Here is a 14,473-nt window from a genome sequence, read left to right as displayed (position 1 = left end):
TTCTTAAAATGAAAAGATAGACCTTTAGAAGAAAAAAAGGAGGAAACAGAGCAATGAACAAGCTTTTATTTTATGGGACGAGCGATGCTCAAGGAGTGCCTCGATTATTATGTGACTGTAAAGTATGCGCGCAAAAAGATCCATTAAATCAGCGCACAAGACCTAGTGCACAGTTCACACTGGACGGTAATGTGTGTTTGATTGATGTATCACCTGATTTTAAACATCAATTTCATTTATACAATAACAAAAAAATCCCTTCTACCGTGTTTATTACTCATCCTCACAATGATCATGTTGCTGGTTTAGGGGATTTAGCCGACTTATGCTACTGGAATAATGTAAGTACAGAAGTCGTAGGAGCGCCTGAAGTCATCAATGAGTTAATCAAAAGATTTCCTTATCTCGCAAAAAGAAAAGGGCTTACCTTTAATGGCACGTTAAAGTGGGAAAGCGGAGAAACGGCCATTACGTTTCATAAAGTAAATCACGGATTTAACGGTTATTCCTACGGCATTGTAGTTCATCAAAAACAAGGCGAACGCTGGGCGTATGTATCCGATTCTTTTAATGTGACAAATGAACAGTGGAAGCCCTTTTACCACTTAGATTTACTGATATTCGGTACATCTTTTTGGAAAGAATATCTTCAAAAAGAAAAAAGATCCGTATATGATGTGACAGAGGCAATGGAGATTAAAGCGAAGCTGCAGGCAAAAAACATGGTGTTCACTCATTTATCACATGATATTGATATCCCAAAGCACGCTGAGATGCTTTTAGATGAAAACGTAAGCTTTGCCTATGACGGACGCGAGATTTTATTACCTTATTTGTGTTGAGGTTAACTAATATCTTATAGAATAATAATTTCAAAATAGGGAGATAAAAGAGGTTAATACGCAGGGATAGCTTGAAGTAGGAACAAACACGACACTAAATTGGAGTTGAAGAAGGGGATAGTGTTATGGATGCTATTATAGAAAAAGCAAATAACCTCGGTGAATTATCTCAATTTCTATCAGAAACAAATAGTCAGAAAACATCACATATTGGTTATTGTGGTGAAAAAGAAGAAGAAATCTACCAGACATTAAAAGAATATTTTATTAGTGACCAGGGTGATATAAAATTTTTAATCGCTAGAAATAGGACAGGAGAAATTTTAGCGGCTATTGGATTTGATATCGAAGAAACGGTAGCAGAAGTGTGGGGACCTTTTAATAAAACATCTTCTATTGATTTGCAATCTCAATTATGGAAACAGTTAGTTAATGAAAATCCTTTGATCCAAGAATTTCATTTTTTTATTAATAACAAGAATATGCAGCAACAAGTATTTATGAATGATATAAAAGCAAAAAAGACTGGTGAACACTTGATCTTAGAAATTAAAGAACAAAATTTTGATAAAGTTATTGAAATGAAAAGCGAGCCATTTAAACATAGTGATTTTCAAGCATTTGAAATGCTGCATAACGCAATGTTTCAAAATACTTATTATGATGGAAAAACAATTATTGAGAGACTTAACGATAGAAATATGTTAAAAATACTTAAAAATATGTCTAATGAGTTGCAAGGCTATGCGTACTTTGAAGTCGATACTGAAATGCGAGAGGCTTCATTGGAGTATATTGGTGTTTCAAAGAATGCTCAGAGTCAAGGTCTAGGAACGAGGTTGTTAAAGGAAGTTTTAACAGAGATGTTTTCATTTCCACAAATTAATGAAATTAAACTAACCGTTGATAGAGCAAATAGTCAAGCAAATCGAGTATATATGAAAGTTGGTTTTGAACCAAAAGATATTCTTATAAGTTATCGCCTCAAACTGTAAAAGAGTTAAGTTCAATGAGGGCGGAGAACATTAAGTGTAAAAGCGCTCGGATTTTTTTCGAGCGCTTTTACTTACCATTTATATTGCTGATTTGTAGTTCTAACTTATGCTTCTTTCTATCAACCGAATCCGTTAGAAACAAGGCAATTCTTTTTTTGTTGTAAATTAGATACGCTCGATAAAATCACTCACAACTTTGTTAAACCGATCGCTTTCTTCGAGAAAAGGGCAGTGGCAGCTGTTCTCAAAAACTTCAAGTACAGAACCTGAAACCAGCTTTTGAATATGCCTTCCAGCCGCTACAGGAATGAGTTTTTCTTCTTTTCCAAAGCACAGTAAAGTAGGAATTGTAATAAACGGGAGGAATTCTCGATAGTCCACAATGGATTGATCAAACAAAATAGCACTAGCTATCGACTCGGGCATTTTCGTTACTTCTTTCATAATCCAATGTTTATCTTTTTCAGTTAATTCATCCTTAAACATAAGCGGAATAAACCTTTCTAATGTACTTGTTCGATCAAGCTGAATACCTTGCATAAGCGAAATAAGGGCAGGTAAATCAAATGCACCGATTGGAAAGTCTGACCATTTAAAGTCTGAAGCCATTTCATCTACAATAATATTCCCTTTTACATTTTCTTCACCAAATTGTTTCAAATATTCCCACACAACAAAAGCACCCATCGACCAGCCTACTAATATGACGTCTTTTAATCGTTTATTCTTTATAAACTCATGCACATCGCGAGCATAAGTGGAAATTGTGTGACCATATGGAGTATGACTTGAATTTCCATGTCCTCTTAAATCCAAAAGAATAGTTTGATACTGTTTCGAAAAAAAAGAAAGCTGGTTGTGAAAAAAACGACTGCTCATCCAAACTCCGTGAATGAAAATAATAGGTGTTCCTTCCCCTTGTTGTTCATAGTATAAAGTTGCACCGTCTTTTAATGTATAAAAAGGCATCATTTCCGCCTCCAATCTCAAAGGTTCATATCTCACCATGTATGCGCAGAAAAGCTCAGGTAGAACGTATCTCCGCAAGAAAATGTTCATAAAAAAACAAATCCTAGAAGTGTTCGCCTTGATATGTTATACTATTACAGGCTTAAATACTGTATGTTTTTGAAACAATCATTCACTGTAATACTTTTTAGATAGAAGCATCCTCATAAAAAGGATGTTGTTTTTGTCGTAATGTACCTTTAAGTAATGAATTGTTACCATCAATTCGGTTCACAATAACCGACCTACATGCATTATATCTTGCAAATATAAACAGATAGGTGGAAGAAGCAACATGACTGAAAGAAAACCATATCAAGTACTACTATATTATTTGTACACTCCAATTGAAAATCCTGAAGAGTTCACAGCTCAGCACTTGGCATTTTGTAAAGAGCTTGAACTAAAAGGACGCATTTTAATTGCGGCTGAAGGGATCAATGGAACAGTATCAGGAACAGTTGAACAAACAGATAAATACATGGAAACGATGAAAAATGATCCTCGTTTTGAAGGTATTGTATTTAAAATAGACGAAGCAGATGAACATGCGTTCAAAAAAATGCACGTGCGTCACCGCAAAGAATTAGTAACTCTTCGATTAGAAGAAGATGTGAATCCTCTTCGCGTAACGGGTAATTACTTAAGTCCAAAAGAATTTTATCAAGCGATGCAAGATGAAAATACGGTCGTAATCGATGCACGAAACGATTATGAATACGATCTAGGCCACTTCCGAGGAGCTGTTCGTCCGGATATTCAAAACTTCCGTGAGCTTCCTGAATGGATTCGCGACAACAAAGATCAGTTTGAAGATAAAAAAATCTTAACGTACTGCACAGGCGGTATTCGCTGTGAAAAATTCTCTGGATGGCTTCTTGAAGAAGGTTTTGAAGATGTAAGCCAGCTTCACGGAGGTATTGTAACATACGGAAAAGATCCGGAAGTACAAGGTGAACTATGGGATGGTCAGTGCTATGTATTTGATGAGCGCATCAGCGTACCAGTTAACCAAAAAGAGCATGTGATTGTCGGGAAGGATCACTTTACCGGCGAGCCTTGCGAACGTTATGTTAACTGCTCAAACCCAGAATGCAATAAGAAAATCTTAGCTTCTGAAGAAAACGAACACAAATATTTACGCGCTTGTTCACATGAATGCCGAGTAAGTCCCCGTAACCGCTATGTAAAAGAACGTGGTTTAACAGAAGAAGAATTTGCAGCACGTGTTAAAGAGTTAGAAAACGAACACGTAACTTTATAAAAAAAAAAACAGCACGCTATATACAGCGTGCTGTTTTTTTATGAAAAGATTCTCTTGTAACCTAGTGTTTAGAGAATAACCTAGTGTTTAGAGAAGGTTATGCAACGGGTATTTATAAAAAGGAAACATATTCCTGTTTTTTGTTTTGCATACTTAAAGGAATATTTTTTAGAAAGCGATTAAAAAACGGTTGTACATAAAAACAACAAAGGAGCTTGAAAATGGAAGCGAAAATTGAAAAAAAGTACGATGGACGTTTACTGGAAGGACCCCTATGGGATGAAGAAAATCAAAGATTAGTGCTAGTAGACATTTTAGATAAAAAACTTCTTACGTACGATCCAAAAACGACAACATTAGAAGATATGGATCTTCCTTCAGTTGTTACAAGCGTTTCTACAACCAATCATTCAAAATTGGTCGTCTCCACTCGTAATCAGCTGCTTTTAGTGGATAAAAACAAAAAGAATCATGAAGAGTATATCCGTTTAGATACTCTTGAAAAAAACATGCGTTTTAATGACGGGAAATGTGATCCATATAATCGCTTTTGGATTGGCACGATGAGTGAAGAAGATGAAGAAGGAAAAGCCCAGCTGTACGTAGTAGATGAAAAAGGTGTAATTAAGAGTGCTAAAGAAGGATTAAGCGTGTCAAACGGGCTAGCTTGGAATCGAACAGGAGACAAATTCTTTCTAGTTGATTCCCCGAAAAATAAAATTATGTCTTATTCATTTTCTAAAGAAACAACAAGGCTCGAAGATGAAAAAGTGGTGATTGACCTTTCAGATATAGACGGGTTTCCTGATGGAATGACAATTGATGAGCACGACCGACTGTGGGTAGCGCTTTGGGGAGGTTCGAAAGTTATTTGTGTAGATCCAGAGAAAGGAGAAATTATAGAATCTATTCATCTTCCTGTTTCCAATGTAACCTGCTGTACATTTGGAGGAGACGATTTACAAACTTTATTTATCACCACAGCTAAGGAAGAAGAAAAATACGAAGAAGCTGCCGGCTCTCTTTTTTCATGCCGAGTAGGAGTAAAAGGCGTACCGGCTTATACTTACGTATATTAGACCAGCACTTATCAAAATGTAATGATTCAGACCAGTAACGATAGATATTAAATGCAGTTTCTACAACTCCTTTGCACTGCGTTCATTCCCTTTACATTTTATTCATTATGAGGAAGAGGAATAAAACATGACGATAACGAATTCCCATAAAGAAGCCTTTCAAAGAATATGAATACTCGTATTGGGTAATAATGGTTAAAGGTACAAAAGGAGGAATTGTTTTGGAACAAACATTGTATGAAAAAGTGGGCGGACAAGAAGCGATTGAAAAAGTAGTAGACTATTTTTATTCTGAGCTTGTTTTAAAAGACGAAACAGTTAGTCACTTTTTCGAGCACACGGATATGGATAAACAACGTCGACATCAAGCCAAGTTTATAAGCTTTGCCTTAGGTGGACCGAATCAATATTCAGGAAAGTCGATGGCCAAAGCGCATGCAAATATGAATATTCAGCCCGAACATTTTAATGCAATTGCTAAGCATCTTCACGATGCACTTGCTCACTTTAATGTTGAAGAGCCTGATATTGACCAAGCATTAAGTAAAGTTGAATCCCTAAGAAATGATATTCAATATAAATAAATCATAAAAAAAGAAGGTTATTGTGACCTTCTTTTTTTATGCGCAAAGCTGTGGTGTATGAAGGAAACATGGAAAAGACATCGTAATATGATAAAAATGCAATAGGTGAAAATATTTATTGAAAGTCTGGGAGTGGGAGTATGTCAGCAATTAATGGGAAGCAATACGTAGAGAGAATCAATCAATTAAAAGCAAATGTATGGGTTGATGGCAAGCTCGTAACAGGCAATATATCAGAACATCCGGCTTTTAAAGGAGCCATTAACAGTCAAGCTAAACTTTATGATCTTCAGCATGATAAAAAAATTAAAGATATCATGACATACCAATCTCCGGATTCCGAGGATTTTTTTGGTACATCTTACTTACAGCCTACAACAAAAGAAGAGTTAAAAAAGAGACGAGAGATGACTCAGCAGTGGGCTCGCTTAACTCACGGTATGATGGGGAGAAGTCCAGATTATATGAATACCGTATTGATGGCTTTTGCATCCTCTGCAGAACTCCTGAGAGGAGAAGAAAATTGCTTTCCTGAAAACATCATTTCTTATTATGAATATGTGAGAGAGCACGATTTATCGCTCACTCATACATTCATCGATCCTCAAGTCAATCGAATCCAATTTTATTACGAGCAAAACGATGAACCGATAGCAGCAAAAATAGTTGATAAAAACAATGAGGGAATCGTTATCCAAGGTGCGAAACTGCTTGCTACACAGGGTGGCATGACGGATGAGCTGCTCGTACTGTCTTCAGCAGGCATTCAAGGAAAAGAAAAAGGGTTTGCTTTTTCAATTCCAAGCAATACAGAAGGAGTTAAATTTATTTGTAGAGAATCGTTTGCAGGAACAGATTCAACGTTTGATTATCCATTGAGCTCTAGGTTTGAAGAAATGGATACCATTGTTGTCTTTGAACGTGTATTAGTACCGTGGGACCGCGTGTTTTTTTATGAAAATGTAGATGTGTCCAATGCATTCCTTGCTTCTAGTTCCTTCTCGGCCTTTGCTCTGCATCAAGTAACTTCAAGGAGAATTGTCAAAACAGAGTTTGTATTAGGGATTGTACAATCTCTGATTGAAACCATTAACATTGCGGACTATCCGCATGTGCGAGAAAAAGCAACGGAGCTTATTATTGCGCTAGAAACGATGAAAGCTCTCGTGATGAAAGCAGAAGAAGAAGCGGAGATTGATCCATGGGGATACATGCGTCCGAATGAAACTACACTTCGTATTGCCGCAAATATATTTTCAAAAACATATCCTACCTTTACAGAGATTATTCAGCTTTTAGGTGCAAGCGGACTAATGGCAATACCAACGGAAAATACGTGCCGCTCATTGGTTAAAGAAGATATTACACGTTATTTGCAAGCTAAATCTAGAGGTGCAGAAGATCGAATTAAGCTTTTTCGACTAGCGTGGGACTTAACTATGAGTCCGTTTGGCACAAGGGAAACACTGTATGAACGTTTTTTCTTTGGGGAGCCTGTACAGTTAACCAGTTATCTGTACTTATCTTACGATAAAGAGCGCTATGTGCAGACAGTAACCGATTTTTTGAAAAGTTAACGGAGAAAACAAATCTCCGCTGGATATGATAGTTTGGTTACAAAAACAGCGGAGATGCTTATTGAATAAATTTGAAAAATCTGCAATAATTTTCAGGGAATCATTTCCGTGAACACACTAAAGAATACTATAAAGATAGGATGTTACAATGAAGCAATTAATCTATTTTGGTTTAGAACAAGCAAAATCCTGCGTTTTTCCTGTTATTATTTTTCTGACATTGGCTATGACAAAAATAATTGAAGTACCGTTTATTTCTAGATATGACCTTATTTTATTAGCCTGTCTAGGAACTCAAGTTTTAATGGTGGCGTTTAAACGGGAAACGCTTGATGAAGTAAAAGTCATTGCAGTATTTCATTTAATTGGACTAACGTTAGAACTCTATAAAGTTCATATGGGCTCATGGAGCTATCCGGAAAAAGCTTTCACTAAAGTCTGGGGAGTTCCGCTGTACAGCGGATTTATGTATGCTAGTGTAGCCAGCTACATGTGCCAAGTGTGGAGAAGGCTTGAATTAAAGCTTACGAATTGGCCTTCTACGTGGATTGTCAGTATACTAAGTATGGCTATTTACCTTAATTTTTTCACGCATCATTTTATTTACGACTTCCGCTGGTTTTTAAAACTTTTTACTTTACTTATTTTTTATCGAACTTTTGTATATTTTACGGTTAACAAACGTACATATCGCATGCCTTTAGTATTGTCTTTTGTACTGATTGGCTTTTTCATTTGGATCGCTGAAAATATCGCAACATTTTTCGGAGCATGGCAGTATCCAGATCAACAGCAGCAGTGGACAATGGTTCATATAAGTAAAATTAGCTCTTGGCTTCTTCTTGTGATTGTTAGTTTCTTGATTGTTGCTTTACTAAAGCATTTAAAAGAAAATCAAAATCAATTTAAACAAAGTAAGAAATCAAAAGAAACAAACGAACTATATGAAAGATAGAAACATAACTATGTACATGCTGTTAATATAAGGTACAGAATCTTTGGAGGCCTATATGCAAGAATATATTTTTTATCTTCCCTATTTTAAGTCAGCGGGAAAGACCGTAGCAGTTACAAATGAAAATGGAGAAAATGTCGGACAGCTTAAGAGAGTGCATAAAAACATGTGGACTAAAAGTATTGATTTTTTAACTCGTGATGGACTTCCAGTGTTAGATTCTATTTCTTGGTTTCCTATCTTTTCCTGCGGCTTAAAGGTACATGTACAAGTTCAATGGGAAGGAAGAACGGTGTTTATTGATCACGTAAAAAAACACCGGTGGGTGATAAAAGAAAATGGAAAAATAATAGGGGATCTATTAGGTAAAGGAATAATTAAAAGCGAAGGAGCACAAGAAATTAGATGGGGAAATAACGTCTACATGTTAAGCAGTCATGAAGCCGTAGAGGAAGCGTGTATTTTTAATCAAAAAAGAGAAAAAGTCGCGGAGTTTAAATCAGATCTTTTTCATTTTAAACAAGGCAAACACTCAATAAGAGTAACAGAAGAACTGCCCGTACCCATTTTTATCGCTTCTTACTATATAACTACTTTTATTATGCCATACATATAATCAGGCGCAGAATGATTCTGCGCCTGATTTTTATATCATAATTTTACAAATATCATTTGTGAATTCAACGGGATCACTAATAGATAAGCCTTCAATTAAAAGAGCTTGGTTATATAATAAATTTGTATAAAGGTCTAATTTCTCTTTGTCATTTTCAAATGCATCTTTTAAAGAAGCGAATACATCATGATTTACGTTAATTTCTAACACTTTTTCTGCTTTTACATGCTGATTGTCAGGCATAGCACTTAAAATTTTCTCCATTTCAATCGTTACTTCACCATCAGCTGATAAGCAAACGGGGTGTGTTTTTAAACGTTTAGACGCGCGCACATCTCCTACTTTTCCCGACAAAGCTTTTTTCATATAGTCAAATAGCTCTTTATTTTCTTTTTCCTCAGACTCATTGAGCTGTTCTTCTTCTGCTTCAATCCCTAAGTCACTGCTTGAAACAGATTTAAATTCTTTTTCTTCGTACGTCATTAACATTTTAATCGCAAATTCATCGATATCTTCTGTAAAATACAGAATTTCGTATCCTTTATCTGCAACCAATTCTGCTTGAGGAAGCTTTTCAATTCGGTCGTATGATTCGCCTGATGCATAATAGATATACTTTTGATCCTCAGGCATGCGCGATACATACTCGTTTAGTGTTACGAGCTTTTTCTCTGTAGAAGAATAGAATAAAAGCAGGTCTTTTAATACATCTTTGTTGCTGCCAAAGTCACTGTAAACGCCGTATTTTAGCTGGCGGCCAAATGATTCATAAAACTTCTCGTACTTTTCACGTTCGTTTTTAAGCAAGCTTTTTAACTCATTTTTGATTTTCTTGCCGATGTTTTTGGCAATCAGCTGAAGCTGGCGATCTTGCTGTAAGATTTCACGCGAAATATTAAGAGATAAATCTTCAGAATCTACCATACCTTTCACGAAGCTAAAGTAGTCTGGAAGAAGATCTGCGCATTTATTCATAATTAATACGCCGTTTGAATACAGTTCAAGTCCTTTTTCAAATTCTTTTGAGTAGTAATCAAACGGACTATTTTCTGGAATAAATAAAATAGCATTGTAGCGAATCGTTCCATCCACATTAATGTGAAGGTGAGTGAGCGGTTTATCAAACCCGTAGCGCTTTTCTGAATAAAATTGCTCATAGTCTTCTGAAGTCAATTCATTTTTATTTTTCTTCCAGATCGGTACCATACTGTTGATAACTTGTTCTTCTGTATAATCTTCTAGCTCGTTATCAGAACCTTCTTTAGGCCGTTTTTCCGTTATGTCCATTTTAATCGGGTAGCGGATAAAGTCTGAATACTTTTTAATGATCTCTTTTAAACGATACTCTTCTAGATACTCGTCATACGTTTCATCTTCTGTATTTTCTTTAATTTTTAAAATGATTTGAGTCCCAACCGTTTCTTTGTCGCAAGGTTCGATTGTATAACCATCAGCACCAGTAGATTCCCATTTATAGGCTTCATCGCTGCCTAACGCTTTACTAATCACCGTTACGACATCTGCCACCATAAACGCTGCGTAAAACCCAACGCCGAATTGGCCGATAATCGTGTGCCCATCCTTTGTTTCATTTTCGTTTTTAAATGCAAGGGAACCGCTTCGCGCAATTGTGCCCAAGCTGCTTTCAAGCTCTTCTTGCGTCATACCAATTCCAGTATCTGTAATAGTTAAGGTACGGTTAGTTTTATCGGGTGTTACTTTTATGTAATAGCTTTCTTTGTTAAAACGCAAGGAGTCATCTGTTAAAGCTTTGTAATAAATTTTATCGATTGCATCGCTTGAATTTGATAGAAGTTCTCTCAAAAATACTTCTTTTTGAGAATAGATGGAATTAATCATCATCTCTAATAATCGCTTTGATTCGGCTTTAAATTCTTTTTTTGACATAAGAAGTTCTCCTTTCCAAATAGGGCTTACAAAATAATTAGCACTTGAATAGATAGAGTGCTAATCACTCTTTTTATTTAACATGTATTAGGGTATTTGTCAATATATTAGGAGATTCACCAAAGAGATTAAAAATTAGACTGAAAAAAGCAAACTTTTAAAAAAAGGTTGAACGTTCTGAAAGAGTTTGCTAGAATATACTTAATTTCAAAGACTATATGTGACTGGCGAAACGCGGATAACCGTGAGGAAGCATATAGTGACGTAGCCGTTCGCCTGGGCAGAGGTAAGGGATTAATACATATCTCTTACCTCTTTCTGTTTAGGGGGAGAGGATATAGAAGTTGACATGTAGGCTAAAAAACCAGACTTTTAAAAAAATTAAAAATGAAGTTCCTTTATCCAAAGGTAAAAACATGTAAAACTACGATGATAATCAGAGGAGAGTACAAAATGAGCACATTAACATTAGAAAAAGTACAAACAATCAAAACATTAAACAACATCGCACAAAAAGGCCTAAATGTTTTTAATCAAGAAGGTTATCAAATTGACAACGACAGCGAAAATCCAGATGCGATTGTCGTGCGTAGCTTTAACATGCACAGCATGGCATTTGACCAAAATTTAAAAGCTATTGCACGAGCTGGAGCAGGGGTTAACAATATACCGGTGGACGCTTGCACAGAGCAAGGTATCGTTGTATTTAATACGCCAGGAGCTAATGCAAACGCAGTAAAAGAAATGGTTTTAACTACAATTATGGCTTCTTCTCGTAACTTATTTGCTGGAGTTGAATGGACAAAAGGATTAGACGGCCAAGGTGATCAAATTCCTAAGTTAGTTGAAGCAGGTAAAAAACAGTTTGTTGGAAAAGAAATCAAAGGTAAAACATTAGGCGTTATTGGTTTAGGTGCAATTGGTGCTCTTGTAGCAAACGACGCGCTTGATTTAGATATGGACGTAATTGGTTTTGATCCATTCATTTCTGTTAATACAGCTTGGAATTTGTCTCGCAACGTACAGCGTGCAATGTCTCTAGAAGAACTATTTGCAGCATCTGACTATATTACGGTTCACGTTCCATTAACGGACGATACAAAAGGTGTTTTCAATAAAGAGACGTTTAGCATCATGAAACCAGATGTTCATATTTTGAACTTCTCACGCGGTGAGCTTGTAAACGAAGAAGATATGAAAGCTGCTCTTGAAAGTGGAAAAGTTGGTCGATATATTACAGATTTCCCAAATCAAAATGTCTTGAACATGAAAAATGTTGTGCCAATTCCTCATTTAGGGGCATCAACTCAAGAATCAGAAGAAAACTGTGCGGTAATGGCAGCACGTCAAGTGAAAAATTTCTTAGAAACAGGAAACGTTAAAAATTCAGTGAACTTCCCGAATGCATCTCTTCCTTACACTGGGAAAAAACGCGTAGCTGCTTTCCATCACAACGTACCGAATATGGTAGGACAACTTACGCAAGTATTCTCAAACTACAATTTAAACATCGCAGATATGGTGAACAGAAGCCGCGGTGAATATGCGTATACAATGATCGATATTGACAATCAAGTAAGTGACGAGATTGTGCCTGAGCTAGAAGAAAAAATTGGTCAAATTGAAGGAATTATTACAAGTCGTATTATCTAATTTGGTTATCATCCTATTTTAGTGTTTCAGCCCTAACTTTTCTAAGTTAGGGCTGTTTTTACATGGTGCTTATCCTCATATCATTTCCTTCATTCCCATAGCATATAGAAATACCTTTAAAGAGGTGAACGTTTTGTCAGGAGAAATGATAGGAATTTTGATAGGGTCGCTCATCGCGCTGGCAGGAACTTTCATTACGTCTGTCGTAGCTATAGCGATGTCGAAAGAGCAATACAAGCAAGAGCTTCGCAAAGCATTTATCCAAAAGAAAGTTGATGCCTATACCCATGTGTGTCAGGTTATTTTAGCTATAAAAAATGATTTACTGACAATAACCGTTTCTTCAGCCGGCTTAAACTGGACGGCTCAATCTATTAACAAACTAGCAGATGTATGTATTACGGAAGGACTGTGGATCGATGAAGAAGACAGCAAAAAGCTGGAGGTTCTGCAAAAGCAGCTTTCAAAGTTTGTATTGGATGAAATAGAACTGTCTAGACATGATATCCTCACAACCTGTTATGAAATTATTGAGTATTGTGAAAAAAAGGTAAGGATTCTTCATTTTATGACTACAAAAGAATAGGTGATTACTACTTTAAGAAGGGATAGTAGACGGATAAAAAAAGCATCGGAATATAAAGTCAAAAAACAATCCGTTTATACACCAGCAGTCGACGAGGGCATTAGTAAGGAAAGAGCCAAGAGGAAATTTTTTGTAAAAACGATAGAAAAAGATAGGCTCAGTACCGGGTCTATCTTTTTGCGTTTATATAAAGATTAAATATATTTATATATGCATGTGTCCAAGCATTTACAGAAAAAACTCCTAAAATATAGTCCAGAAAGGAGACGATTGTATGTCAAATTACGAGTCGAACAAACCGTATATTAAAGCGGTGAATATACCTAATCCTTTATATCAATCGTTAAAAGGAGACTATTTTGTTGGACAAACTGAGCCTATTCGTTTCGGTGGAAATAGAAATGCTTGGGGCGGGTTAGTTAACCCTTCCGGCTCTGGAGTAGATTTATTTGTGAATGCTTTTACTATCACTAACTATTCCAACGAACCTTTTACTGCTGAAATTTGGTTTAACTCTATCCCGCCTGGAAAAGGAACAACTTCAGATAATGTGAGTCCAGCAAATACTACACTACGTTCAAAACCAAAAGGGAAAATTAAATTTGCAGAAATGGTAAAAGGCTTTCCTACTAAAGGGGTAAACGTATTTAACCGTGTTGTTCCGCCGAAAAGTACATTAGTAAGTGATGAAGACGGCAAATTTATCTTTCCAAACAACGGTTCATACGTTATTTTCTTAGTTTCTCCAGGAAATAAAGAAATTGAAGCTGAAATTGCATATGGATGGTTTGAGAAAAAACGTAAGAAGGACTGTTAACTGAATAGGTCTTAGCGATTGTATGAGAAGTGTATGAGCTATTTCATATTTAATACAGTTCTTAACAAACGGTAAGTGTTTATGAAAAGAACTTTGCAGCAGCATCCAAAGTTCTTTTTTATAGCTTGCGTTTTTTCGTTTGATTGTGGATATAACTAAAGAAAAACAAGCAAAGGTATAATTCCGATTACGCAAGCGATTTGAACGGTATTTAAAGAAGTTGAGGACTCAAGAAGCAAAGCGATAATACATAAGTAGAATGAAGTAACTTTTTTGTCCAGGATATAAGCATGCTCAACATCTTAAGATAATGTCTACATTCACATTATCTTACGTTTCAATTCATACTGGCTTCATATAAATGAATCATACTGAATGTATTAATGAAAGATACGAGGTGAAACAATGTTAAACAAGCTTTTTAGACTATTTACACAAGAAACCGAGATATCTAAAGATAAAGAAGGAGATCTCCAAGAAGAGAACGATTTTAAAGAAGTTTGTGATGATCATTTTATTATAGATGAGTATTAGAAACCCTATAAAACGCTGCAAAATTTAAAGAATTGATTGAGTATATCTGTATAAA

At 35.9% G+C, this 14,473-nt stretch carries 13 protein-coding genes and 1 riboswitch; of the genes, 11 read left to right on the top strand and 2 right to left on the bottom strand.

Annotation, left to right across the window (positions count from 1 at the left end; translation table 11 throughout):
* Positions 1–53 precede the first annotated feature (53 nt).
* The gene (locus tag ACRPLQ_RS10705; RefSeq protein ID WP_311264521.1) at positions 54–842 is read left to right on the top strand and encodes an MBL fold metallo-hydrolase; all 789 of its coding nucleotides are present in this window, start codon (positions 54–56) and stop codon (positions 840–842) included.
* A 125-nt stretch (positions 843–967) separates the two neighbouring features.
* Positions 968–1,837: a GNAT family N-acetyltransferase gene (locus ACRPLQ_RS10700; protein ID WP_311264522.1), complete on the top strand. Its 870-nt coding sequence runs from the start codon at positions 968–970 to the stop codon at positions 1,835–1,837.
* A 165-nt stretch (positions 1,838–2,002) separates the two neighbouring features.
* Here ACRPLQ_RS10700 and ACRPLQ_RS10695 read toward each other — a convergent pair whose 3' ends face one another.
* Positions 2,003–2,806, bottom strand: coding sequence for an alpha/beta hydrolase (locus tag ACRPLQ_RS10695; RefSeq protein ID WP_321201954.1), 804 nt, complete (start codon positions 2,804–2,806; stop codon positions 2,003–2,005).
* A gap of 334 nt (positions 2,807–3,140) precedes the next feature.
* Here ACRPLQ_RS10695 and ACRPLQ_RS10690 point away from each other — a divergent pair, with 334 nt between their 5' ends.
* The 6 genes from ACRPLQ_RS10690 to ACRPLQ_RS10665 all read left to right on the top strand — a co-directional run bounded on the left by ACRPLQ_RS10690 (position 3,141) and on the right by ACRPLQ_RS10665 (position 8,920).
* Positions 3,141–4,109, top strand: coding sequence for a rhodanese-related sulfurtransferase (locus ACRPLQ_RS10690; RefSeq protein ID WP_367078198.1), 969 nt, complete (start codon positions 3,141–3,143; stop codon positions 4,107–4,109).
* 221 nt (positions 4,110–4,330) lie between these two features.
* Positions 4,331–5,188, top strand: a complete 858-nt coding sequence (locus ACRPLQ_RS10685; RefSeq protein ID WP_033579014.1) for an SMP-30/gluconolactonase/LRE family protein — start codon at positions 4,331–4,333, stop codon at positions 5,186–5,188.
* Between the two features lie 221 nt (positions 5,189–5,409).
* The gene (locus ACRPLQ_RS10680) at positions 5,410–5,772 is read left to right on the top strand and encodes a group I truncated hemoglobin (protein WP_025751868.1); all 363 of its coding nucleotides are present in this window, start codon (positions 5,410–5,412) and stop codon (positions 5,770–5,772) included.
* Between the two features lie 140 nt (positions 5,773–5,912).
* Complete coding sequence (gene hpaB / locus ACRPLQ_RS10675; RefSeq protein ID WP_367078197.1) at positions 5,913–7,349, top strand: 4-hydroxyphenylacetate 3-monooxygenase, oxygenase component; 1,437 nt, start codon at positions 5,913–5,915, stop codon at positions 7,347–7,349.
* A 148-nt stretch (positions 7,350–7,497) separates the two neighbouring features.
* Positions 7,498–8,304, top strand: coding sequence for a DUF817 domain-containing protein (locus tag ACRPLQ_RS10670; protein ID WP_328140929.1), 807 nt, complete (start codon positions 7,498–7,500; stop codon positions 8,302–8,304).
* A gap of 55 nt (positions 8,305–8,359) precedes the next feature.
* Positions 8,360–8,920, top strand: a complete 561-nt coding sequence (locus ACRPLQ_RS10665) for a tubby C-terminal domain-like protein (protein ID WP_367078196.1) — start codon at positions 8,360–8,362, stop codon at positions 8,918–8,920.
* A 30-nt stretch (positions 8,921–8,950) separates the two neighbouring features.
* Here the strand turns inward: ACRPLQ_RS10665 and htpG are convergent, their stop codons facing one another.
* Positions 8,951–10,828 (bottom strand): molecular chaperone HtpG, encoded by a 1,878-nt coding sequence (htpG, locus tag ACRPLQ_RS10660; protein WP_367078195.1) that lies wholly within the window; start codon positions 10,826–10,828, stop codon positions 8,951–8,953.
* Positions 10,829–11,038: 210 nt separating this feature from the next.
* Positions 11,039–11,117, top strand: a riboswitch (ZMP/ZTP riboswitch).
* A 164-nt stretch (positions 11,118–11,281) separates the two neighbouring features.
* Between htpG and ACRPLQ_RS10655 the strand changes: the two genes are divergently transcribed.
* The 3 genes from ACRPLQ_RS10655 to ACRPLQ_RS10645 all read left to right on the top strand — a co-directional run bounded on the left by ACRPLQ_RS10655 (position 11,282) and on the right by ACRPLQ_RS10645 (position 13,884).
* Complete coding sequence (locus ACRPLQ_RS10655; RefSeq protein ID WP_013057119.1) at positions 11,282–12,481, top strand: phosphoglycerate dehydrogenase; 1,200 nt, start codon at positions 11,282–11,284, stop codon at positions 12,479–12,481.
* A 133-nt stretch (positions 12,482–12,614) separates the two neighbouring features.
* Positions 12,615–13,067 carry a hypothetical protein gene (locus ACRPLQ_RS10650; RefSeq protein WP_165636076.1) on the top strand — a complete coding sequence of 151 codons (453 nt, stop codon included), beginning with the start codon at positions 12,615–12,617 and terminating at the stop codon, positions 13,065–13,067.
* A gap of 274 nt (positions 13,068–13,341) precedes the next feature.
* Entirely contained in the window at positions 13,342–13,884 is a 543-nt protein-coding gene (locus ACRPLQ_RS10645; RefSeq protein ID WP_033579020.1) for a DUF6143 family protein, read from the top strand.
* Positions 13,885–14,473: the final 589 nt, after the last annotated feature.

It is taken from the genome of Priestia sp. TRN 1309 (assembly GCF_050846875.1).
Lineage (GTDB): Bacteria > Bacillota > Bacilli > Bacillales > Bacillaceae_H > Priestia > Priestia zanthoxyli.
The sequence above is the reverse complement of the archived record's forward strand: the minus strand, read 5'-3'. Positions and strand labels throughout refer to the sequence as shown.

Excerpts from the sequence above, each read along its gene's own strand:
- ACRPLQ_RS10645 (WP_033579020.1), top strand. The coding sequence starts at position 13,342 with ATGTCAAATTACGAGTCGAACAAACCGTATATTAAAGCGGTGAATATA.
- ACRPLQ_RS10665 (WP_367078196.1), top strand. The coding sequence starts at position 8,360 with ATGCAAGAATATATTTTTTATCTTCCCTATTTTAAGTCAGCGGGAAAG.
- htpG (WP_367078195.1), bottom strand. The coding sequence starts at position 10,828 with ATGTCAAAAAAAGAATTTAAAGCCGAATCAAAGCGATTATTAGAGATG.
- ACRPLQ_RS10695 (WP_321201954.1), bottom strand. The coding sequence starts at position 2,806 with ATGCCTTTTTATACATTAAAAGACGGTGCAACTTTATACTATGAACAA.
- ACRPLQ_RS10655 (WP_013057119.1), top strand. The coding sequence starts at position 11,282 with ATGAGCACATTAACATTAGAAAAAGTACAAACAATCAAAACATTAAAC.
- ACRPLQ_RS10685 (WP_033579014.1), top strand. The coding sequence starts at position 4,331 with ATGGAAGCGAAAATTGAAAAAAAGTACGATGGACGTTTACTGGAAGGA.
- ACRPLQ_RS10670 (WP_328140929.1), top strand. The coding sequence starts at position 7,498 with ATGAAGCAATTAATCTATTTTGGTTTAGAACAAGCAAAATCCTGCGTT.
- ACRPLQ_RS10705 (WP_311264521.1), top strand. The coding sequence starts at position 54 with ATGAACAAGCTTTTATTTTATGGGACGAGCGATGCTCAAGGAGTGCCT.
- ACRPLQ_RS10700 (WP_311264522.1), top strand. The coding sequence starts at position 968 with ATGGATGCTATTATAGAAAAAGCAAATAACCTCGGTGAATTATCTCAA.
- hpaB (WP_367078197.1), top strand. The coding sequence starts at position 5,913 with ATGTCAGCAATTAATGGGAAGCAATACGTAGAGAGAATCAATCAATTA.
- ACRPLQ_RS10690 (WP_367078198.1), top strand. The coding sequence starts at position 3,141 with ATGACTGAAAGAAAACCATATCAAGTACTACTATATTATTTGTACACT.